This window comes from Pseudorhodoferax sp. LjRoot39 (genome assembly GCF_964253035.1).
GTDB lineage: Bacteria > Pseudomonadota > Gammaproteobacteria > Burkholderiales > Burkholderiaceae_C > Pseudorhodoferax.
This window is the reverse complement of record NZ_CAXUQL020000001.1, coordinates 6,266,655-6,285,981: the sequence shown is the minus strand read 5'-3', so window position 1 is coordinate 6,285,981 and position 19,327 is coordinate 6,266,655. Positions and strand designations below refer to the sequence as shown.

The 19,327-nt window shown below is 69.9% G+C and carries 19 protein-coding genes; 11 read left to right on the top strand and 8 right to left on the bottom strand.

The window, feature by feature from the left end:
• Positions 1 to 9: 9 nt before the first annotated feature.
• Genes ACSQ4M_RS29320 through ACSQ4M_RS29295 form a run of 6 tightly spaced genes read right to left on the bottom strand, consistent with a single transcriptional unit; the run spans position 10 to position 5,972 of the window.
• Positions 10 to 1,287, bottom strand: a complete 1,278-nt coding sequence (locus ACSQ4M_RS29320; protein ID WP_436192903.1) for a TRAP transporter large permease subunit — start codon at positions 1,285 to 1,287, stop codon at positions 10 to 12.
• 28 nt (positions 1,288 to 1,315) lie between these two features.
• Positions 1,316 to 1,819, bottom strand: coding sequence for a TRAP transporter small permease (locus tag ACSQ4M_RS29315; RefSeq protein ID WP_436192902.1), 504 nt, complete (start codon positions 1,817 to 1,819; stop codon positions 1,316 to 1,318).
• Between the two features lie 37 nt (positions 1,820 to 1,856).
• On the bottom strand, positions 1,857 to 2,774 hold the full coding sequence (locus ACSQ4M_RS29310; protein WP_436192901.1) for an amidohydrolase family protein: 918 nt from the start codon (positions 2,772 to 2,774) through the stop codon (positions 1,857 to 1,859).
• A 17-nt stretch (positions 2,775 to 2,791) separates the two neighbouring features.
• Positions 2,792 to 3,784 carry a TRAP transporter substrate-binding protein gene (locus ACSQ4M_RS29305; RefSeq protein WP_436192900.1) on the bottom strand — a complete coding sequence of 331 codons (993 nt, stop codon included), beginning with the start codon at positions 3,782 to 3,784 and terminating at the stop codon, positions 2,792 to 2,794.
• Positions 3,785 to 3,838: 54 nt separating this feature from the next.
• Entirely contained in the window at positions 3,839 to 4,804 is a 966-nt protein-coding gene (locus tag ACSQ4M_RS29300; protein ID WP_436192899.1) for a Bug family tripartite tricarboxylate transporter substrate binding protein, read from the bottom strand.
• Between the two features lie 31 nt (positions 4,805 to 4,835).
• A complete protein-coding gene (locus ACSQ4M_RS29295) occupies positions 4,836 to 5,972 on the bottom strand; it encodes an iron-containing alcohol dehydrogenase (RefSeq protein WP_436192898.1) in 1,137 nt (378 codons plus the stop codon).
• 294 nt (positions 5,973 to 6,266) lie between these two features.
• Between ACSQ4M_RS29295 and ACSQ4M_RS29290 the strand changes: the two genes are divergently transcribed.
• From ACSQ4M_RS29290 to ACSQ4M_RS29275, 4 genes are read left to right on the top strand one after another with little or no spacing between them, the layout of a single operon-like run.
• Positions 6,267 to 7,046, top strand: a complete 780-nt coding sequence (locus ACSQ4M_RS29290; protein ID WP_436192897.1) for an enoyl-CoA hydratase-related protein — start codon at positions 6,267 to 6,269, stop codon at positions 7,044 to 7,046.
• 37 nt (positions 7,047 to 7,083) lie between these two features.
• Entirely contained in the window at positions 7,084 to 8,307 is a 1,224-nt protein-coding gene (locus ACSQ4M_RS29285) for a CaiB/BaiF CoA transferase family protein (RefSeq protein ID WP_436192896.1), read from the top strand.
• Positions 8,308 to 8,337: 30 nt separating this feature from the next.
• Entirely contained in the window at positions 8,338 to 9,327 is a 990-nt protein-coding gene (locus tag ACSQ4M_RS29280; RefSeq protein WP_436192895.1) for a Bug family tripartite tricarboxylate transporter substrate binding protein, read from the top strand.
• 19 nt (positions 9,328 to 9,346) lie between these two features.
• Positions 9,347 to 10,273, top strand: coding sequence for an amidohydrolase family protein (locus tag ACSQ4M_RS29275; protein ID WP_436192894.1), 927 nt, complete (start codon positions 9,347 to 9,349; stop codon positions 10,271 to 10,273).
• On the opposite strand, the gene ACSQ4M_RS29270 is transcribed toward ACSQ4M_RS29275, so the two are convergent.
• Complete coding sequence (locus tag ACSQ4M_RS29270; protein WP_436192893.1) at positions 10,240 to 11,187, bottom strand: transcriptional regulator GcvA; 948 nt, start codon at positions 11,185 to 11,187, stop codon at positions 10,240 to 10,242. The two genes, ACSQ4M_RS29275 and ACSQ4M_RS29270, sit on opposite strands and share 34 nt — an antisense overlap.
• 164 nt (positions 11,188 to 11,351) lie before the next feature.
• On the opposite strand from ACSQ4M_RS29270, the gene ACSQ4M_RS29265 reads away from it, so the two are divergent.
• The 7 genes from ACSQ4M_RS29265 (at position 11,352) to ACSQ4M_RS29235 (ending at position 18,059) form a co-directional block, all read left to right on the top strand.
• Complete coding sequence (locus tag ACSQ4M_RS29265; protein ID WP_436192892.1) at positions 11,352 to 11,747, top strand: thioesterase family protein; 396 nt, start codon at positions 11,352 to 11,354, stop codon at positions 11,745 to 11,747.
• An 83-nt stretch (positions 11,748 to 11,830) separates the two neighbouring features.
• Positions 11,831 to 12,343 (top strand): PPC domain-containing DNA-binding protein, encoded by a 513-nt coding sequence (locus ACSQ4M_RS29260; protein WP_436192891.1) that lies wholly within the window; start codon positions 11,831 to 11,833, stop codon positions 12,341 to 12,343.
• Entirely contained in the window at positions 12,343 to 13,569 is a 1,227-nt protein-coding gene (locus tag ACSQ4M_RS29255; RefSeq protein ID WP_436192890.1) for a fumarylacetoacetate hydrolase family protein, read from the top strand. Before ACSQ4M_RS29260 ends, ACSQ4M_RS29255 begins: the two co-directional genes overlap by 1 nt.
• The gene (locus ACSQ4M_RS29250) at positions 13,566 to 14,471 is read left to right on the top strand and encodes an NAD(P)-dependent oxidoreductase (RefSeq protein ID WP_436192889.1); all 906 of its coding nucleotides are present in this window, start codon (positions 13,566 to 13,568) and stop codon (positions 14,469 to 14,471) included. Before ACSQ4M_RS29255 ends, ACSQ4M_RS29250 begins: the two co-directional genes overlap by 4 nt.
• Positions 14,468 to 15,655, top strand: coding sequence for an alpha-hydroxy acid oxidase (locus tag ACSQ4M_RS29245; RefSeq protein WP_436192888.1), 1,188 nt, complete (start codon positions 14,468 to 14,470; stop codon positions 15,653 to 15,655). Before ACSQ4M_RS29250 ends, ACSQ4M_RS29245 begins: the two co-directional genes overlap by 4 nt.
• Positions 15,652 to 16,614, top strand: coding sequence for a tripartite tricarboxylate transporter substrate binding protein (locus ACSQ4M_RS29240; protein ID WP_436192887.1), 963 nt, complete (start codon positions 15,652 to 15,654; stop codon positions 16,612 to 16,614). Before ACSQ4M_RS29245 ends, ACSQ4M_RS29240 begins: the two co-directional genes overlap by 4 nt.
• 8 nt (positions 16,615 to 16,622) lie before the next feature.
• Positions 16,623 to 18,059, top strand: coding sequence for an aldehyde dehydrogenase family protein (locus ACSQ4M_RS29235; RefSeq protein ID WP_436194084.1), 1,437 nt, complete (start codon positions 16,623 to 16,625; stop codon positions 18,057 to 18,059).
• A 45-nt stretch (positions 18,060 to 18,104) separates the two neighbouring features.
• Here the strand turns inward: ACSQ4M_RS29235 and ACSQ4M_RS29230 are convergent, their stop codons facing one another.
• Positions 18,105 to 19,172, bottom strand: a complete 1,068-nt coding sequence (locus ACSQ4M_RS29230; RefSeq protein WP_436192886.1) for an Ldh family oxidoreductase — start codon at positions 19,170 to 19,172, stop codon at positions 18,105 to 18,107.
• Positions 19,173 to 19,327: the final 155 nt, after the last annotated feature.

Sequence of the window (19,327 nt, the reverse complement as noted above, 5' to 3'; positions counted from 1 at the left end):
TGGCCCGCCTCAGCGCAACCACCCGGCCGGCACCAGCACCAGCTGCGGGAACAGCACGAACAGGAACATCAGCCCGGTCAGCGACAGCAGGAACGGCCACACGCCCTGGATGACGCTGTCCAGGCTCACCTTGGCTGTGCCCGCGACCACGTTGAGCACGGTGCCCACCGGGGGCGTCAGCAGACCGATGGCGTTGTTCATGATGAACATGACGCCGAAGTACACCGGGTCGATGCCGGCCTTGGTGACCACCGGCATCAGGATGGGCGTCATGATGAGCACTGTCGGCATCAGGTCCAGCGCCGTGCCCACGATGACCACCAGCACCATGATCACGAACATCAGCAGGATCGGTCGGTCGATGAAGGGCTCCAGCAGATCGGCCACCTGCGCGGGAATGTTGGCGATGGTGATCAGCCAGGCCGACACCAATGCGCAGGCCACCAGGAAGAGCACGGTGCTGGAGGTCTTGGCCGCGCTCAGCACCAGGGCGGGCAGGCGCGCGATCGCCAGTTCGCCGTAGACGAAGCGGCCGACGCCGAGGGCATAGACCACGGCCACCACCGCCGCTTCGGTCGGTGTGAACACGCCGAACTTCATGCCGCCGATGATCACGAACGGCAGCACCAGCGCCCACAGGCCGTCGAACAGCGCGCGGCCCAGTTCGCGCCTGCTGAACTGGCGCTTGGCGACATTGGTTTCCTTCTTCGCGCAGAGCCACCAGGTGGCGGTCAATGTCAGCGCCATCATGATCCCGGGGAACAGTCCGGCCAGGAACAGCTTGGTGATGGACACCTGCGCCACCACGCCGAACACCACGATGGCGATGGACGGCGGGATGACCGGCGCGATGATGCCGCCCGAGGCGATGAGGCCGGCCGCGCGCGGCACGTTGTAGCCGGCCTTGCGCATCATCGGGATGAGCAGTGCCGCGACCGCTGCCGTGTCGGCCACGGCCGAGCCCGAGATGCTCGCCACCACCGTGGCCGCGATGATGGCCACGTAGCCCAGTCCGCCGCGCACGTGGCCGACCAGGGCGTCGGCGACCTTGACGATGCGCGCCGACAGCCCGCCGGCATTCATCAGCTCCCCGGCCAGCATGAAGAAGGGCACCGCCATGAGGGGGTAGTTGTTGACGCCCTCGAGCATGTTCTGCGCGAGGATCTGCGTGTCGAAGTTGCCCAGGTGCACCATCAGCGCGACGCCGCAGACCAGCAGCGCGAACGCGATGGGCATGCCGAAGGCCATGGCCCCCAGCAGCGACGAGATGAAGACGAAGATGGTCATGCGTTGTCTCCCGAAGTTCCCATGGCGCTCATTCGCCCGCGCCGCCGGTGTCGCGGACCAGTTCGTCGCGTCCCATGCGGCCGCTGAACAGCCGCCACAGCGCGTGCACGAGGAGCAGCGACATGCCCGCGCTGCTCACCAGCAGACATGCATAGACCAGGCCGATCGGCACGCCCGTCACCGGAGCCCGGTCGTCCATGCCGATCACGACCAGCTTCCAGCTGCCGTGCACGAGCAGCAGGCAGCAGCCGAGCGCGCCCAGGTCCGCCACGCCACGGCAAAAGCGCTGCCCGGCCTCGCCCAGCCGCGCGACGATGGTCGACATGCCCAGGTGCATGTTGTCCTTCATCACGAGCAAGGCCCCGACCAGCGTGAGCCACATGAAGACGAAGCGCGAGGCTTCCTCGGAAAAGACGATGCCGGAGTTGAAGGCATAGCGCAGCACGACATTGCCGAACACGAGCACGACCATGGTGGCCATCATCGCGACCATCGACAGGTTGGCCGCACGCTCGAAGAGGCGGGAAGACATGGGGTTTCCTTTGGAAACGGGAAAGGGGAGGTCGGCTTCAGCCGACCGTGGGGGCCAGCCGGTACACGCGCGACGCGTTGCCCTGCCAGACCGCGTCGCGTGCCGGCGCATCGAGCGGCGCCAGCGCTTCGGCCACGGTGCGCACCACCTCGGCGATCGGCGCGCGCAGGCCGGAGACCGGCAGGTTGCTGGCGAACATGCAGCGCTGCCAACCGAACAGTTCCAGCGCCTCGCGCATGACGCGCACGTTGCTGGCCGCGTCCCAGGGCGCGCCGGGCAGGCCGAACTCAGAGAGCTTCACGTGCACGCCGGGCAACGCGGCGAGTGCGGCCATGCCGCTGCGCCAGTGCGCCAGGCCCGCTTCGCTGCGGTCCCAGGGCAGGCCCGTGTGCTCCAGCACCACCTGCAGGCCGGCGACACCGGTGATGGCCTCGGCCAGCTCGTGCAGGTGCCAGTAGGGCACGCGTGCATCCCACAGCAAGCCGTGGGCCGGGAGCAGGCCAAGCCCGGCCAGCCAGCGCGGGTCCTGCAGGCTGCCCGGCTGGCCGCGCACGCTGTCGGCGGGGCTGCGCGCGGTGCGCGGCTTGCAGCGCACGCCGCGCACCAGCGGCCATGCGGCGTGCGCGCGCAGCTGCGCGTCTGCATCGGGGGCGAGAAGGTCCACATGCGCCACCACCGCGTTCGGAAAGCCCTCCTGGGCGTGCACGGCGTGCAGCCAGCGCGTCTCGGCCAGTGCTTCGGCGCGTGCGCGCTCGGCCTCCACGTGCACGGTCGCCACGATGGGCAGGCCCTGCGTGGCGGCGCGGTAGGCGGCGGCGCCGAAGTCCTGGCGCAGGCTGCCGTAGTCGCCCAGGAAGAAGGCGCTGGCGTCGTACCCTTCCTGCAGCCAGGGGAAGCTGCCCTCCGACAGCTGCCAGAGGTGGTGGTGCGCGTCGACGATCGCGGTCGGCAGCATGCCCGTGTCCGGTGCCGTCAAAGCAGCGCGTCCATGGCCTTGAGCACGGCGTCGCCGTTCTTCTCGATGTACAGCTTGCGCGTCTCCTCGCGCACGACGCGGCGGATGCTGTCCACGTCGGGCGTCTCGTTGATCTGCATGCCCTTGGCGCGCAGCTGCGCGATGGCGTCCTTCTCGCCTTCGTTGTTGAGCTTGCGCTGGAAGTTCGCGGCCGCCGCGGCCTCTTCGAGAACCACCTTCTGGAACGCGGGCTTGAGCGACTCGAAGCGCGCCTTGTTCATGATCACCACGAGCGGCGTGTAGGCGTGCCGTGTCAGCGAGAGGTGCTTCTGCACCTCGTACATCTTGGACGACAGCATCAGCGTGGGTGGGTTCTCCTGCCCGTCGACGGCACCCGACTCCAGCGCGCCGAAGACCTCGGCGAACGGCATCGGCTGTGGGTTCGCGCCCAGCAGCTGGAAGGCCTTCAGGTGCGAGGGGTTGGGCGTGGTGCGGATCTTCAGGCCCTTGATGTCGACAGCCGTGTTGATCGGCCGCTTGTTGTTGCCCAGGCTGCGAAAGCCGATCTCCCAGAACGCCAGGCCCTTGATCTGGTGCGCGCCCAGCTCGTCGAGCAGCGACCGGCCGACCGGGCCGTCCAGCGTGCGGTAGGCCTGCTGCGCATCGGCGAACTGGTAGGGCAGGTCCAGCGCATTGAGCTTGGGCGCCAGGCCGGTGACGAAGGGGTTGCCGGTGGCGCCGATGTCGATGGTGCCGCTGCGCACGCCGGTCACCAGCGTGGTGTCGTTGCCGAGCTGGCTGTTGGCGAAGACCTGGATCTCGACGCCGCCCTGGGTGCGTTCCTTGACCCGTTTGCTGAACTCCAGCGCGGCCTTGTGCTGCGAATCGCTCTCCGGCACGGTGTGGCTGAAGCGCAGCTTGACGGCCTGCTGGGCAGCGGCTGCGCCGCTGCCCAGGGCGAGCAGCGCGGCCAGCGTGCCGGCCGCGATGCGGTGGATGTGCGTGTGCATGTGTTGTCTCCTGTTGTCGATTCCGGCCGGTGGCGGCGCCGGCCTGCGCGCTGTTCAGACGGTGACCTTGGCGTCCTTCACCACCTTGGCCCACTTGTCCTTCTCGGTGGCGATGAACTCGGCGAACTTCGCGGCCGTGCCACCGCCGTCCTCGGCACCGTAGCTGGCCAGCTTTTCCGCCACGTCGGGCATGGCGAGCACCTTGTTGAAGTCCTCGTTCATGCGCTGCACGGTGGCGGCCGGCATGCGCGCGGGGCCGACCAGGCCGTACCAGGTGCTGGCGTCGAATCCCGGGTAGCCCAGCTCGGCGACGGTCGGCACGTTGGGCTGGGCCCTGGAGCGCTGCGGCCGCGTCTGCGCGATGGCGACCAGCTTGCCGCTGGCCACGTGCGGCGTGGCCGAGGTCATGGTCTCGAAGCTGTAGTGGATCTGGCCGCCGATCAGGTCGGTCAGCATGGGCGCTGAGCCCTTGTAGGGGATGTGCAGCGCGTCGACGTTGGCGCGCAGCTTGAACAGCTCCGTGGCCATGTGCTGCGAAGCCCCGGCGCCGGCCGACCCGAAGGTCACCGCGCCCGGCTTGGCCCGGCACAGCGCGACGATGTCGGGCAGCGTGCGCGCGGGCTGGCTGGTGTTGCAGATCAGCAGGTTGGGTGTCACGCCGACCAGCATCAGCGGCGTGAAGTCGCGCTCCACCACGTAGGGCAGGGACGGGTAGAGCGCAGGCGCGATGGCGTGGTTGCTGATGTTGGTCATCAGCAGCGTGCTGCCGTCGCCGGGCTGCTTGGCCACGTAGTCGGCGGCGATCACGCCGCCCGCGCCGGCCTTGTTCTCGACCGTGACGGGCACACCCCACAGGGTCGCGAGCTTCTGCGCGATCACGCGGGCCATCACGTCGGTGCCGCCGCCGGGCGAGAAGCCCACGACGATGCGCACCGGCCCGGTGGGCAGCGGTGCCTGTGCGTGGACCAGCGGCAGGCTGCAGGCCGCGATGCCGCAGGCAATGAAGTGGCGTCTTTGCATGGTGTCTTGTCTCCTTTTGTGGGTTTCGGGATCAGAGGGACGCGCGCAGCATGGCGTCGTAGTCCGACGCGCTGGCCTCGCGCGGGTTGGTCTTGTGGCAGTGGTCGTTCAGTGCACCGGCGATGACGCGCGGGAAGATCTCCGGGCCCACGTCGAGCGCGCCCAGCCCGCCGGGCAGGCCGAGCCGGCGGCTCATGGCGGCGACGGCTGGCGCCACGTCGTCCGCGCCGTCCAGGCCCATGGCCTGCGCCATGCGCGCGAGCCGCTCGTTCTTGCGCATGGACGGCGCGTCGGCATTGAAGCGGATCACCGCGGGCAGCAGGATGGCGTTGAGCGTGCCGTGGTGCAGCCGCGGCAGCAGGCCGCCCAGCGCGTGGCTCAGGCTGTGCACGCAGCCCAGGCCCTTCTGGAATGCCAGCGCGCCCTGCATGGACGCGCTCATCATGTTCAGACGCGCCTCGCGGTCGCCCGGCGTGGCGGTGGCGGCCTCGATGTTCCGCCAGGCGCGGCGCAAGCCGTCCAGCGCGATGCCGTCGGCCGGCGGGTTGAAGGCCGGCGCCATGAAGGTCTCCATGCAATGCGCGATGGCGTCCATGCCGGTCGCGGCGGTCAGGGAGGAGGGCAGGCCCAGCGTGAGCTCCGGATCGCACAGCGCCACGCGCGGCACCAGGAAGGGCGAGAGCACGCCGACCTTGCGGCCGTCGTCCAGGATCAGCACGGCGCCGCGGCCGACTTCGCTGCCAGTGCCGGCCGTGGTCGGCACGGCGATCACGGGCGCGGTGGCGGCCGTGATGCGTGCCACCCCGCCCTCGATGGCCGCGAACGACCTGAGCGGGCCCTCGTGCGTGGCGCACACCGCCACGCCCTTGGCCAGGTCGATCGGCGAGCCGCCGCCGACCGCGACGATGCCGTCGCAGCCGTTCTCCTGGTAGACGGCGACGGCGGCACGCAGCGCGGCCTCGGTCGGGTTGGACGGGGTGCCGTCGAACACGGCGAATGCGCGGTCGCCGAGCTGCGCGCTGACGCGGTCGAGCAGGCCCGCCGCGCGCACGCCCGCGTCGGTGACCAGCAGTGGTCGGCGGATGCCGATGCGATCGCACTCCTGCGCGAGCAGGGCGACTGCGCCGAAGTCGATCTGGATCTGGGTGATGTACTGGATGAGGGCCATGGGGTCTCCGTTGTCGTGCCTGTCGGTGCATCGACCGGGTGGCCGCCGGGCGGCGGCTTGCCGATGTGGGGCGCAAGTCTAGGAAGCGTGTCCGGCCGCAACAACGTGGATTTACTTGAAGCCGCGACGAGAAAATTTCACAAGGCCGACGCTGATTTTTTCTTGAAGACAGGACCAGTTTTTCTCGCTTGGCCTGGTGGGGCCCGAAACCTAGACTGCGCAGCGTTTTCCTCCCCGATCCACCGCCGCTGCGCCGTTGCCGCGGCTCCATCCCGACGAAAGAGACAAGCCGCCATGAGCCCCTTCCTGCTGCTAGAGCGCGACCAGAACATCGCCACCATCACGCTGAACAACCCCGCCAAGATGAACGCCATGGACTTCGGCATGTGGCAGGGGATCACCGAGCTGCTGGCGCAGACCTCGGCCGACGACAGCCTGCGCTGCGTGGTGCTGCGCGGCGCGGGCGGAAAGGCCTTCTCGGCTGGCGCGGACATCGAGGAATTCACCCGCCTGCGCGCCAACGCCGCGCAGGCGCGCGACTACGCGCAAATCACCGGCCGGGCGATGCAGGCCATCCGCGACAGCCGGCATCCGACGCTGGCCGTGATCGAGGGCGCCTGCGTGGGCGGCGGGCTGGAGGTCGCGTCGGTCTGCGACATGCGCATCTGCGGCAGTTCCAGCCGCTTCGGCGTGCCTGTCAACAAGCTCGGCCTGGTCATGTCGTACGGCGAGCTGGGCGGCCTGGTCGACCTGGTCGGCGGCCCGGTGGCGCTGGAGATCGTGCTCGAAGGGCGCGTGTTCGACGCGCAGGAGGCGCTGGCCAAGGGCCTGGTGAACCGCGTCGTCGACGACGCCGAGGTGCTGGCGCACGGCGAGGCCACGGCACGCCGCATCGCCGCGGGCGCGCCCCTGGTGGCGCGCTGGCACAAGGCCTTCGTGCGCCGCCTGGCCCAGCCCGCACCGCTCACGGCGCAGGAGGAGGACGAGGCCTACGCCTGCTTCGACACCGAGGACTTCCGCATCGGCTTCCAGGCCTTCCTGGCCAAGGCCAAGCCGGTCTTCACGGGCCGCTGAGCGTGCCCGCATCCAAGCAACACGACGGAGCCACCAGGTGACACTGCCCCTTTCCCGCATCAAGGTCCTCGACGTCAGCCAGATCATGGCCGGCCCCTTCTGCTGCATGCTGCTCGGCGACATGGGCGCGGACGTGATCAAGGTCGAGACGCCCGGCATCGGCGACCAGACCCGCAAGTCCATGGGCTTTCGCCTGAAGGGCGCCGACAGCGGCGGCTTCCTGGCGCTGAACCGCAACAAGCGCAGCGTGGAGATCGACCTGAAGAGTCCGGCCGGCCTGCAGGCCTTCTACGCGCTCGTGAAGGAGGCGGACGTGCTGGTCGAGAACAACCGCCCCGGCGTGGCCGCGCGGCTGAAGATCGACTACGCCACGCTGCGCGAGATCAACCCGCGGCTGGTCTACGCCAGCATCTCCGGCTTCGGCCAGACCGGCCCGTGGTCCAGGCGGCCGGGCCTGGACCTGATCGCCCAGGCCATGAGCGGCGTGATGAGCGTCATGGGGCATCCCGGGCAGGCGCCGGTCAAGGCCAGCGTGCCGATCGCCGACCTGGGCGCGGGCCTGTTCGCCGCCTACGGCATCCTGAGTGCGGTGATCGGCCGCGGCATCACGGGCGAAGGCCAGTTCGTCGATGCCTCGCTGTTCGAAACCGCGCTGGGCCTGTCGGTTTGGGAGTCGGCCGAGTACTGGGGAACGGGGCAGGTGCCGGTGCCCATCGGCAGCGCCAACCGCATGAGCGCGCCGTACCAGGCCGTGCGAGCGTCCGACCGCAACTTCGTCATCGGCGCGGCCAACCCCAAGCTCTGGAAGGCCTTGTGCGGCGTGGTGGAGCGGCCCGACCTGCTCGAGGATCCGCGCTTCTCCGACAACGTGCTACGCATCCGCAACCGCGAGGCGCTGATCGCCGAACTCGAGCGCGCGTTCGCGCAACGCACCGCCGCCGAATGGGTCGACGCGCTGCTGGCAGCGGGGGTGCCCGCCGCGCCCATCTACGACTACGCCGAAGCGCTGTCCAGCGAACAGGCGGTGGCGCGCAACATGGTGCTGAAGATCCAGCATCCGGTCGAAGGCGAGACCCGGGCTTTGGGCTTTCCGGTCAAGCTTGGCAGCACGCCGCAGCAGGTGCGGCATCCCGCGCCGCTGCTGGGCCAGCACACCGACGAGGTGATGCACGAGATCGGCATGAGCGCGGAGACGGTCGACGCCTTGCGCCAGGCCGGCGCCTTCGGCACGGTGCAGGCCACGGCAGCGCCGGCCGCCTGATTTCATCTGAAGCACGACAGGAGACAAACCATGACCCCAGCATCCTTGAGCACAGGCCGCCGCCAGGTACTGCGCGGCGCGATCGCCGGCACCGCCGCGCTGGCCCTGCCGGCCTGGAGCCAGGCCGGCCCCTATCCGTCCCGGCCGATCGAACTGGTCGTGCCCTGGCAGGCCGGTGGCGGCGCCGACGTGGTCGGCCGCGCGTTCGGCGCTGCCGTTGCCCGGCACCTGCCGCAGCCGGTCGTCGTGGTCAACCGGCCGGGTGCCAGCGGCGCGCTGGGCCTGGGCGAGGTGGTCAACGCCAGGGCCGACGGCTACAGGATCGTGCTGTCGTCGACCGAGCTGACGTTCCTGAACCACCTGGGCCTGGCCAAGTTCTCGTACCGGGACCTGCGGCCCATCGCCCGGCTGAACGCCGACCCGGCCGCGGTGGTGGTCCGCGCCGACGCGCCCTACGCCACGCTCGAGCAGTTCCTGGACGCCGCACGCAAGCCCGACGCCAACATCCGCGTGGGCAACGCAGGCCATGGCTCGACCTGGCACATGGCGGCGGCGGCGCTGTCCGAGAAGACCGGTGCACCGTTCAACCATATCCCCTATCCCGGTGGAGCGCCCGCCGTGCTGGCGCTGCTCGGCGGGCACATCGACGCGGTGACCGTGAGCACGGCCGAGGTCTCCGGCCACATCGCGGCGGGCAAGCTCAAGGCGCTGGCGGTGATGGCCGACCAGCGCGTGTCCGATGGGTTCGAGCGCGTGCCCACGCTCAAGGAGCGCGGTGTGGACCTGTCCATCGGCATCTGGCGCGGCCTGTCGGCCCCGCGCGAGACGCCGGACGAGGTGATGGCCGTACTCAAGGCCGCCGTGGCCAAGGCCGTGCGCGAGCCGGCCTGGCTCGACTCGCTGCGCAAGTTGCACTTCAGCACCGACACCTATGCCAACGACAGCGTGCTCGCCGATGCGATGGCGCGCGAGAGCGCATTCTTCAAGGACCTGGCCGGCCGGCTGAAGCTGACCAGCTGAAGCCGGCCATCATCCGAACATGACCTTCCCCGCCGAACCCTTCGTCGACGCGCACCACCATTTCTGGGACCTGCGCGCCAATTCCTACCCCTGGTTGCAGGGCGAGACGGTGCCCGGCTTCCGCTACGGCGACTACTCGGCGCTGCAGCGCGACTACCTGGTGGATGATTTCCTGCGCGACACGGGCGCGGACGCGCCGGTCGCCTCGGTCCACATCGAGGCCGAGTGGGACCGCGCTGATCCCGTGGCCGAGACGCGCTGGCTCAGCGCCCTGGCGCAGGCGCGCGGGCGCCCCACGGCCATCGTGGCGCATGCGGCGCTGGACCGGGAGGACGTGGCAGAGGTGCTCGCGGGCCAGGCGTCCTTCGCGCTCGTGCGCGGCATCCGGCACAAGCCCGTGACTGCGGCGTCGGCCGCCGAGGCTCGGCGCGGGCTGCCCGGATCGATGGACGACGCGCTCTGGCGACGCGGTTACGCGCTGCTGCAGGCGCATGGCCTGTCGTTCGACCTGCAGGCGCCGTGGTGGAACCTGGACCAGGCGGCCGAGCTGGCGTGCGATTTCCCGCGGACCCTGCTGGTGCTCAACCACACCGGCCTGCCCGCGGACCGCAGCGAGGCCGGCCTGCGCGGCTGGCGGACGGCACTGTCGGTTTTGGCCGCGCAGCCCAACACGGCGGTCAAGATCTCGGGACTTGGCCTGCGCGGGCGTGGCTGGCCAGTGCAGGAGAACGTGCAGCTGATGCGGGACGCCATCGCGATCTTCGGCCCCGCGCGCTGCATGTTCGCGAGCAACTTTCCGGTGGACAGCCTGGTGGCGGACTACGGCACGCTGATCGCGGGCTTTCGCGCCGCCATCGCCGACCGCCCAGCGCACGAGCGCCGGGCGCTGCTGCACGACAACGCCGTGCGCTGCTACCGGCTCGCGCCGTCCGTCGGCGCGGCCTGAGCCGCGGCGTCCCGTGCCAGCTCCTCGCGCACCCACGCCAGAAAGGCGTTGATGCGCGGGTCTGCCGCGCGGTCCTCGGGAAAGATGAGGTAGTAGGCGAACTCGACCTGCATGCTGCCTTCGAACGGCCGAACGAGTCGGCCCCTGGCGATGTCGTCGACCACCCAGTGCTTCTTGGCCAGGGCAACGCCCAGCCCGTCCAGTGCCGCGCCGATCACCAGGTGGCTGGGCCAGAACGAAGGGCCGCGGGTGCTGTCCACGTCCGTGGCGCCAACCTGTTCCAGCCACATCGCCCAGTTCGGGTTGCTGACGTCCGGGTAGGTGCTTTCGTCGTGCAGCAGCGTGTGCCGGCGCAGGTCCTGAGGCGTTTTGAGGGGCCGCGCAGGGTCTTGCAGCAGTGCAGGGCTGCACACAGGGAACACCTCGACCGGCAGGCACAGTTCGGAGTACAGGCCTGGATAGGTGCCGCGGCCGTAGCGCACGGCCATGTCGAAGTCCTCGCGCGTGAAGTCCACCATCTCCTTGGCGGTGGAGATCTTGAGGTCGATGTCGGGGTGCGCCTGCATGAAGCGCTGCATGCGCGGCGTGAGCCACTTGACCGCGAAGGTCGGCGGCAGGTTGATCTTGAGCGAGGGCACGCCCTGCGACTGGTGCAGCTGGTGCGTGGCGAACACGAGCTGCTTGAACGCCTCCTGCACGCCGGGCAGGTAGGCCTTGCCCGCTGCCGTGAGCGTCAGCGACTTCGAATCGCGCAGGAACAGCGGCATGCCCAGGTTCTCTTCCAGGGTCTTGATCTGGTGGCTGACGGCCGAGGGCGTGACGAACAGTTCGTCGGCTGCGCGCGTGAAGCTCAGATGCCGCGCGGCGACCTCGAAGGCGCGCAAGGCGTTCAGCGGCGGAATGGGGCGTGACACCGTGTCTCCTGTAGGCTGTGCACTGTGGTCCGGACCGGGCCGAGTATGCGGGAAAGTGCTTCAAGTTTTTCTCCGCAGTCGCCCTAGAAATACTCGTTTGCCGGCGCGTGGACGCCTTCCTAGACTTGCGCGCTTTCGCAACGTCAACGCCCTGGAAGGCCTGCATGAAGAACGACTTGGAACCTGGTGCCGCAACCCGCCGAACGCTCACGGTGGACCGCGCGCGCACCATCGATTTTCTCGGCGAAGCGCTGCGCATTTACGCGACCCCGGAGCTGGTGCGCGACGTGGAGCAGACCTGCCTGGACTTCCTGCTGGCCCACGTGGAAGAGGGCGAGAACTCGGTGGGCTCGGCGGTCGCGCTGCGGCACGGCGGCGCCACGCTGCTGGGTCGGCAGGTCGAGATCGAGGCCCGCGTGGCCGGCGTCGACGGACGCAGCGTGCACTTCGACTTCAGTGTGCGCGAAGGTGGCCGTGAGGTCGCGAGTGGCACGCACAGCCGCTTCGTCGTCGATGTCGAGCGGCTGCGCGCCAAGGTGCAGGCCAGCGCCGCGGCTTGACGCATTCACCTGGCCGGCCGGCACGCCGACGGCCACCTTGCGGCGTTCGCCGCGCATTCCCTCGAAGAAATGGAGACAGACCCATGTTCAAGAAGAACGCATTGATCGTGTCCGCGCTGCTGGCCGGCTTCGCCTGCGCGGCTCCGGCGCAGGACCTCACCGGCAAGTACACGCGCACGCCCACCGGCTACCTGATGGTGCTGCGCCATGGCGACGACGTGCTCGCCCATCTGGAGCGGCTGGCCGTGGTCGAACAGATCCCGAGCGCGAGCATCGTGGGCATCGGCTTCATGCGCGAGGCGACCTTCGGCTTCTACGACTTCGCCAAGAAGGCCTTCGACCCCAAGACCTTCAAGGACGTGGAACTGGCCAACCTGACGGGCAGCATCGCCTGGAAGGGGGGCAAGCCGTCCATCCATGCCCACGGCATCGTGACCGACGCCACCTTCAACGGCGCCGGTGGGCACCTGCTGGGCCTGACCGTGGGCACCGGTTCGTGCGAGATCACGGTGCTGCTGCATCCGTCGCGGCTGGAGCGCTTCGTGGACCCGGCCATCGGCGCCAACGTGCTGGGCCTGCATCCCGGAGCGAAGTGATGGCGCCCGTGCTTGGATTGACGTTGGCGCAGACGCTGCCCGAGGACGCCGCGGACGCGACCCTGGTCGGCCGGGCCTGGCTGCCTGGCCCGCAGGGCGGACCCTGTGTCGTCGCGGTGCGCGGCGCGCAACTGGTCGACATCACGGCCCATGTGCCGACGATGGCGGCGCTGGTGGCGCGGCCCGACCGGCTCGCGCTGGCGCGTGAAGCGCAGGGCCCGGCGCTGGGGCCGCTCGCCGAATGGTTGGCGAGCACCGAGACCCACGGGCCTGATGCAGCGCAGCGCCACCTGCTGGCGCCGTGCGACCTGCAGGTCGTCAAGGCGGCCGGGGTCACGTTCGCGGCCAGCATGCTGGAGCGCCTGATCGAGGAGCAGGCGCGCGGCGATGCCATGCGCGCACATGCGGTCCGCGCATCGATCACCACCGTCATCGGTGCGGACCTGGCCGCGGTGCGGCCGGGCTCGGCGCAGGCGCAGGAACTGCGACGCGTGCTCGTGGCGCAGGGCCTGTGGTCGCAGTACCTGGAAGTGGGCATCGGGCCGGACGCCGAGATCTTCACCAAGGCCGCGCCGCTGGCCTCGGTCGGCACGGGTGTGGGCGTGGGCCTGCATCCCGGGTCGCACTGGAACAACCCCGAACCCGAGGTCGTGCTGGTGGTCACGCCCGCGGGCGAGATCGTCGGCGCAGCGCTTGGCAACGACGTCAACCTGCGCGACTTCGAAGGCCGCAGTGCGCTGCTATTGGGCAAGGCCAAGGACAACAACGCCTCCTGCGCGGTCGGGCCGTTCGTGCGCCTGTTCGACGCGCACTACGGCTTGCAGGATGTCGCGTCCGCGGTGGTGGAGCTGCGCGTGGACGGTGCGGACGGCTTCGTGCTGGCCGGCAGCAGTTCCATGGCCCGGATCAGCCGAAGCCCGAGCGAACTGGTGGCGCACGCCATGGGTGCGCACCACCAGTACCCCGACGGCATCATGCTGTTCTGCGGCACCATGTTCGCGCCCACGCAGGACCGCGGTGCGCCCGGCCAGGGCTTCACCCACCACGAGGGCGACCGCGTGGCGATCCGCAGCGCGCGGCTGGGTGGCCTGGTCAACCGCGTGGGCCGCAGCGACCAGGTGCCGCCTTGGCGCTTCGGCATCGGCGCGCTGATGGGCAACCTGGCGGCGCGTGGCCTGCTCGGCGTGCCGTCCAGCGTCCGGCCTGCGGCCGAGGCGGTCGCATGAGGACCACCGGCATGCCTGCGCTGCGGATCGGCTTCATCGGCATCGGCCTCATGGGCGAGGCCATGGTGCTGCGTCTGCTCGACCAGGGCCACGCCGTCACCGTGTGGAACCGCGAGCCCGAACGCCTGGAAACCGTGCTGTCCTTCGGTGCGGTCGCGGCGGCCTCGCCCGCGGAGGTGGCGACCGCCAGCGATGTGGTGCTGCTGTGCGTGCTGGACGCGCAGGCGGTCGAGGACTGCGTGTTCGGTCCGCGTGGCGTCGCGCAAGCGGTTGGTGCCAGCCGCCTGCTGGTCGACCTGTCCACCATCCCGCCGGCCGATACGCGCGCACTGGCCGGCCGTGCGCCAGGGCTGTGCTGGGTCGACGCGCCGGTTTCCGGTGGGCCGACCGCTGCGCGCGAAGGCGGCCTGGCCATCATGGTGGGCGGCGCGGACGCCGACGTGGGCCGCGCGCTGCCCCTCCTGCGCAGCCTGGGGCACAACGTCACGCACATGGGGCCTGTGGGCGCCGGGCAGACGGCCAAGGTGCTGAACCAGGCCATCGTCGGTGCTGGGTTTGCGCTGATGAGCGAGGTGGTCTTGCTCGCCGAGGCGGCTGGCATCGATGCGGCGCGCCTGCCGGCCTGCCTGGCGGGCGGGCTGGCGGACAGCGTGCTGCTGCAGAAGATCTACCCGCGCATCCACGCGCGCGCCTTCGATCCGCCCATCGGCTACGCGCGCCAGCTGTCCAAGGACCTGCAGATGGTGCGTTCCTTCGCGCACGCACATGGCTGCGCGCTGCCACTCGTGGAGGAGGCTGCCGAGCGCTATGCCGCCTACGTGGCGGCCGGTGGCGCCATGGCCGACTCCACCTCCCTCATCGCGATGTACCGCAGCACCCCGCCGGACGCCCCCTTGCCATGACCGTGATCACCTGCATCGAAGACCTGCGCATCCTGGCGCGCAAGCGCGTGCCCCGCATGTTCTACGACTACGTCGACGTGGGCTCGTGGACCGAGGGCACCTACCGCGCCAACGAGCGCGACTTCCAGCGCATCCTGCTGCGCCAGCGCGTGGCCGTGAACCTGGCGCAGCGCAGCACGCGCAGCACCATGCTGGGCCAGGAGGTGGCCATGCCCGTGGCGATCGCGCCGACAGGCCTGACGGGCATGCAGTGCGCCGACGGCGAGATCCTGGCGGCGCGCGCGGCCAAGGCCTTCGGCGTGCCGTTCACGCTCTCCACGGTGAGCATCTGCTCGATCGAGGACGTGGCCGAAGGCACGCAGGGGCACCCGTTCTGGTTCCAGCTCTACGTGATGCGCGACCGCGGCTTCGTCGAGCGGCTCGTGCGCCGCGCGTACGAGGCCAACTGCTCGGCGCTGGTGCTGACACTGGACCTGCAGATCAGCGGGCAGCGGCACAAGGACCTCAAGAACGGCCTGTCCGCGCCACCACGGCTGACCTTGCGCAACCTGCTGGACATGGCGACCAAGCCGCGCTGGGGCCTGGGCATGCTGGGCACGCGGCGCCGCACCTTCGGCAACATCGTCGGCCACGTGCAGGGCGTGGAGAACATGCAGTCGCTGGCGGAGTGGACGGCGCAGCAGTACGACCCCACGCTGAGCTGGGACGACGTGGCCTGGATCCGGCGCCTGTGGGACCGCAAGCTCGTGCTCAAGGGCATCCAGGACGCCGAGGACGCGCGCCATGCGCTGGCCTCCGGGGCCGACGCCCTGGTCGTGTCCAACCACGGCGGGCGGCAGCTCGACGGCGCACCCTCGTCGATCCGCGCGCTGCCGGCCATCGTGCAGGCCGTGGGCGGGCGCATGGAGGTGCACATGGACGGCGGCATCCGCTCCGGCCAGGACGTGCTCAAGGCCTTGGCGCTCGGCGCGCGCGGTACCTACATCGGCCGCTCCATGCTGTACGGGCTGGGCGCGCTGGGCGAACGCGGCGTGCAGCAGGCGCTGCAGATCATCCACAAGGAGCTCGACCTGAGCATGGCCTTCTGCGGGCGCACCGACATCCGCGAGGTCGACCACAGCGTGCTGCTGCCGGCCGACCGATCCCCTTCCTTTTTCAACGACCCACAAGGAGACTTTGCATGACCATCCACCGCAGAACCCTGCTCGCAGGCATGGCCGCCATGGGCCTGGCGGCCGCGACAGCGCAGGCCGCGGGCTATCCCCAGCGGCCCATCGAGCTGATCGTGCCCTACCAGGCCGGCGGCGGTGCCGACGTGATGGCGCGCGCCTATGCGCACGCCGTGGCACGCCACCTGCCGCAGAGCGTGATCGTGCTGAACAAGGCCGGCGCCGCCGGTGTGGTGGGCTGGACCGACGTGATCGGCGCCAAGCCCGATGGCTACAAGATGGCACTGACCACCGTGGAGATCACCTTCCTGCAGTACCTGGGCCTGGCAAAGTTCAACCACGAGAGCCTGGTGCCGATCGCCAAGCTCAACGCCGACCCTGCCGTGCTCGTGGTGCGCGCCGACGCGCCTTACCGCACGGTCGAGGACTTCCTGGCCGCGGCACGCGCGGCGGACGCCAACACGCGCATCGGCAACGCCGGCCAGGGCTCGATGTGGAACCTCGCGGCCGCGGCCCTCGCCGACAAGGGTGGCGCCAGCTTCAACCACATTCCCTTCGCCGGTGGCGCGCCGGCCATCCTGGCGCTGCTGGGTGGGCACATCGACGCGGTGATCGCCAGCGCGCCGGAGGTGACGCCGAACGTGCTGGCGGGCAAGCTGCGCGCGCTGGGCGTGATGTCCGAGAAGCGCATCAAGGGCTTCGAGCAGGTACCCACGCTGCGCGAGCGCAACATCGACCTGGTGCTGGGCACCTGGCGCGGGCTGGCGGTGCCGCGCGGCACGCCGCCCGAGGCGGTGGACGTGCTCAAGGCCGCGACGGCCAAGGCCATGCAGGAGCCCGCGCTGCGCGAAACCATGGAGAAGCAGTACTTCACGACCGACACCTACGAGGATGCCGCGGCCTTCCAGGCCAGCATGGCCCGCGAAAGCGCCGCGCTGCGGCAGATCGCGGGCACCATCGACATGAAGAAGTGAGGCGCACCGTGCAGCAGTTCGACAACCTGATCAACGGCGAATGGGTTGCGGGCAAGAGCTACAGCCCCAACCTGAACCCCAGCAACCTGGCCGACGTGCTGGGCCAGTACACCCAGGGCGACGCGGCGCAGGTGGACGCGGCCGTGGCCGCCGCCACCGCAGCCTTCCCGGCCTGGGCCACCGGCTCGGTGCAGGCCCGCAGCGACGCGCTGGACAAGATCGGCACCGAGATCCTGGCGCGCAAGGAAGAGCTGGGTACGTTGCTGGCGCGCGAGGAGGGCAAGACCAAGGCCGAAGGCATGGGCGAGGCCGCCCGCGCCGGCCAGATCTTCAAGTTCTTCGCCGGCGAATGCCTGCGCCTGGCTGGCGAGACGCTGCCCTCGGTGCGTCCCGGCATCGGCGTGGAGATCACGCGCGAGCCGGTCGGCGTGGTCGGCCTCATCACGCCGTGGAACTTCCCCATCGCCATCCCGGCCTGGAAGATCGCCCCGGCCCTGGCCTTCGGCAACTGCGTGGTGCTCAAGCCCGCCGACCTGGTGCCGGGCTGCGCCTGGGCGCTCGCGGAGATCATCAGCCGCTCGGGCATCCCGGCGGGCGTGTTCAACCTGGTCATGGGCCGCGGCAGCGTGATCGGCAATGCGCTGGTCGGCCATGCCGGCATCCATGCCATCAGCTTCACGGGCTCCACCGGCGTGGGCCGCGCCATTGCGCTGGAATGCGTCAAGAGCGGCAAGAAGGTGCAGCTGGAGATGGGCGGCAAGAACCCGCAGGTCGTGCTGGACGATGCCGACCTGGACCAGGCCGTCGAACTCAGCGTGCAAAGCGCGTTCTACTCCACCGGCCAGCGCTGCACGGCATCGAGCCGGTTGATCGTCACCGACGGCATCTACCCCAGGTTCATCGAGGCGATGAAGCTGCGCATGGCCAAGATCAAGGTCGGCGACGCGCTGGCGCAGGGCACCGACATCGGCCCGGTCTCCAGCCAGAGCCAGCTCGACCAGGACCTGGAGTACATCCAGATCGGCAAGGGCGAAGGCGCAACCTTGGCAGCCGGCGGCGAACGCCTGAAGCTTTCCACCGACGGCTTCTACATGAGCCCCGCGCTGTTCAGCGAAAGCGCCAAGACCATGCGCATCAACAAGGAAGAGATCTTCGGCCCGGTGGCCAGCGTGATCCGCGTGAAGGACTACGAGGAGGCGCTGGCCACGGCCAACGACACCGAGTTCGGTCTGTCGGCCGGCATCGCCACCACCAGCCTGAAGTACGCCACGCACTTCAAGCGCCACAGCCAGGCCGGCATGGTGATGGTGAACCTGCCGACGGCGGGTGTGGACTACCACGTGCCGTTCGGCGGGCGCAAGGGTTCGAGCTACGGCCCGCGCGAGCAGGGCAAGTACGCGCAGGAGTTCTTCACCACGGTGAAGACGGCCTACACGCTGGCCTGATCCCCCGCCTGCGCATGCACGGCGCGGCTGCTTGCCGCTCGGTGCTCAGCTGCTCGGCAGCGCAACGCCGTACTTCGCCGCCCAGGGCACGAGCGCGGGCAGGATGCTTTCCTGCAGCACCACGCCTTGTTCCACGTGGCTCTGCGCCAGCCGGTAGGCGCGTTCGCCGGGCAGGCGCACCGGCCGCTGCGCATCGGCTGGCCTGGACGCCCGGCATTGGCGCGCGACCTCGTCCATCTGCTGCGTGAACGCGGCCTGCCCGGCGAATGCCGCGGGGTCGATGACCTGCAGGAAGACGGTGGCGCCCCAGCCCTCGCGCGGATCGGCCCGGCCATGGCCAGCCAGGCCGCCGGTCAGGGCCTCGACCAGCAGCGACAGTCCGTAGCCCTTGTGGCCCGAGTCCAGGCCACCCAGCGGCAGGATGGTGCCCTTGGGTTCGGTGAACAGCACGCCGGGGTCGTCGGACGCTTGGCCGTGCCCGTCCAGCAGCCAGGGGGCTGGCAGCTTGCCGCCTTCCTGGTGCAAGCGGTTCGTGAGGCCGTTCGTGGTGGTGGAGGTGGAGATGTCCACCGAGACGGGCGTGCCGCCGGTCGGAAAGCCCGCCGAGATCGGGTTCGGCGTGAACACCGGGTCCAGGCCGCCGAACGGCGCCACGCTGGCCGAGTTCGGATCGGAACAGGTCAGCACCAGCACCAGGCCCTGTTCTGCGGCGCGGCGGTGGTAGCTCGCCAGGCTGGCGATGTGGTGGCTGCGCCGGATGACGACCGTGCCGGTGCCCTGCGCCCTGGCTGTCCGTGCGGCGTGCTCCAGTGCCTGCAGCACGAGCCAGGGCCCCGGCAGTCGAAGCCCGTCCCACAGTTGGGCGGCAGGGTGCGACGACAGGACCCTGGGCTCGCCCTCCAGGCGCATGCTGCCCTTCTCGATCTCGGCCAGATACGGCGCGAGCAGTTGCAGGCCATGCGTGGTGTGGCCCATGAGATCGCCATCCACCAGCACGGTGGCGACGGCATCTGCCTTGTCGTGCGGCATTCCGGCGCGGACCAGCAGGTCGTGGGCGAAGGTGGTGAGTTGCCGGGCGTCGAGGCGCTCGCGTGACGGGGTGGTGGGTTCCATGCCGGTACCTGAAGCGGGTTCATTGGGGGGCTGCCGATGCCAAAGTGTACGGAGAACAAGCTGGCAAGCGCGCCAATGCCGATGGCACAGAAAGTGCCGGTGATGGTTCAAACCACCGGTCCTGCCTTTGCCTGGTTCAAGGGCGACACTGGCGG

What these genes read in the sequence shown, in the direction of transcription:
- ACSQ4M_RS29310 (WP_436192901.1), bottom strand. Translation starts at nt 2,774, where the DNA reads ATGCTGCCGACCGCGATCGTCGACGCGCACCACCACCTCTGGCAGCTG.
- ACSQ4M_RS29240 (WP_436192887.1), top strand. Translation starts at nt 15,652, where the DNA reads ATGACCATCCACCGCAGAACCCTGCTCGCAGGCATGGCCGCCATGGGC.
- ACSQ4M_RS29295 (WP_436192898.1), bottom strand. Translation starts at nt 5,972, where the DNA reads ATGGCCCTCATCCAGTACATCACCCAGATCCAGATCGACTTCGGCGCA.
- ACSQ4M_RS29250 (WP_436192889.1), top strand. Translation starts at nt 13,566, where the DNA reads ATGAGGACCACCGGCATGCCTGCGCTGCGGATCGGCTTCATCGGCATC.
- ACSQ4M_RS29245 (WP_436192888.1), top strand. Translation starts at nt 14,468, where the DNA reads ATGACCGTGATCACCTGCATCGAAGACCTGCGCATCCTGGCGCGCAAG.
- ACSQ4M_RS29315 (WP_436192902.1), bottom strand. Translation starts at nt 1,819, where the DNA reads ATGTCTTCCCGCCTCTTCGAGCGTGCGGCCAACCTGTCGATGGTCGCG.
- ACSQ4M_RS29255 (WP_436192890.1), top strand. Translation starts at nt 12,343, where the DNA reads ATGGCGCCCGTGCTTGGATTGACGTTGGCGCAGACGCTGCCCGAGGAC.
- ACSQ4M_RS29275 (WP_436192894.1), top strand. Translation starts at nt 9,347, where the DNA reads ATGACCTTCCCCGCCGAACCCTTCGTCGACGCGCACCACCATTTCTGG.
- ACSQ4M_RS29305 (WP_436192900.1), bottom strand. Translation starts at nt 3,784, where the DNA reads ATGCACACGCACATCCACCGCATCGCGGCCGGCACGCTGGCCGCGCTG.
- ACSQ4M_RS29320 (WP_436192903.1), bottom strand. Translation starts at nt 1,287, where the DNA reads ATGACCATCTTCGTCTTCATCTCGTCGCTGCTGGGGGCCATGGCCTTC.
- ACSQ4M_RS29280 (WP_436192895.1), top strand. Translation starts at nt 8,338, where the DNA reads ATGACCCCAGCATCCTTGAGCACAGGCCGCCGCCAGGTACTGCGCGGC.
- ACSQ4M_RS29300 (WP_436192899.1), bottom strand. Translation starts at nt 4,804, where the DNA reads ATGCAAAGACGCCACTTCATTGCCTGCGGCATCGCGGCCTGCAGCCTG.
- ACSQ4M_RS29265 (WP_436192892.1), top strand. Translation starts at nt 11,352, where the DNA reads ATGAAGAACGACTTGGAACCTGGTGCCGCAACCCGCCGAACGCTCACG.
- ACSQ4M_RS29230 (WP_436192886.1), bottom strand. Translation starts at nt 19,172, where the DNA reads ATGGAACCCACCACCCCGTCACGCGAGCGCCTCGACGCCCGGCAACTC.
- ACSQ4M_RS29290 (WP_436192897.1), top strand. Translation starts at nt 6,267, where the DNA reads ATGAGCCCCTTCCTGCTGCTAGAGCGCGACCAGAACATCGCCACCATC.
- ACSQ4M_RS29260 (WP_436192891.1), top strand. Translation starts at nt 11,831, where the DNA reads ATGTTCAAGAAGAACGCATTGATCGTGTCCGCGCTGCTGGCCGGCTTC.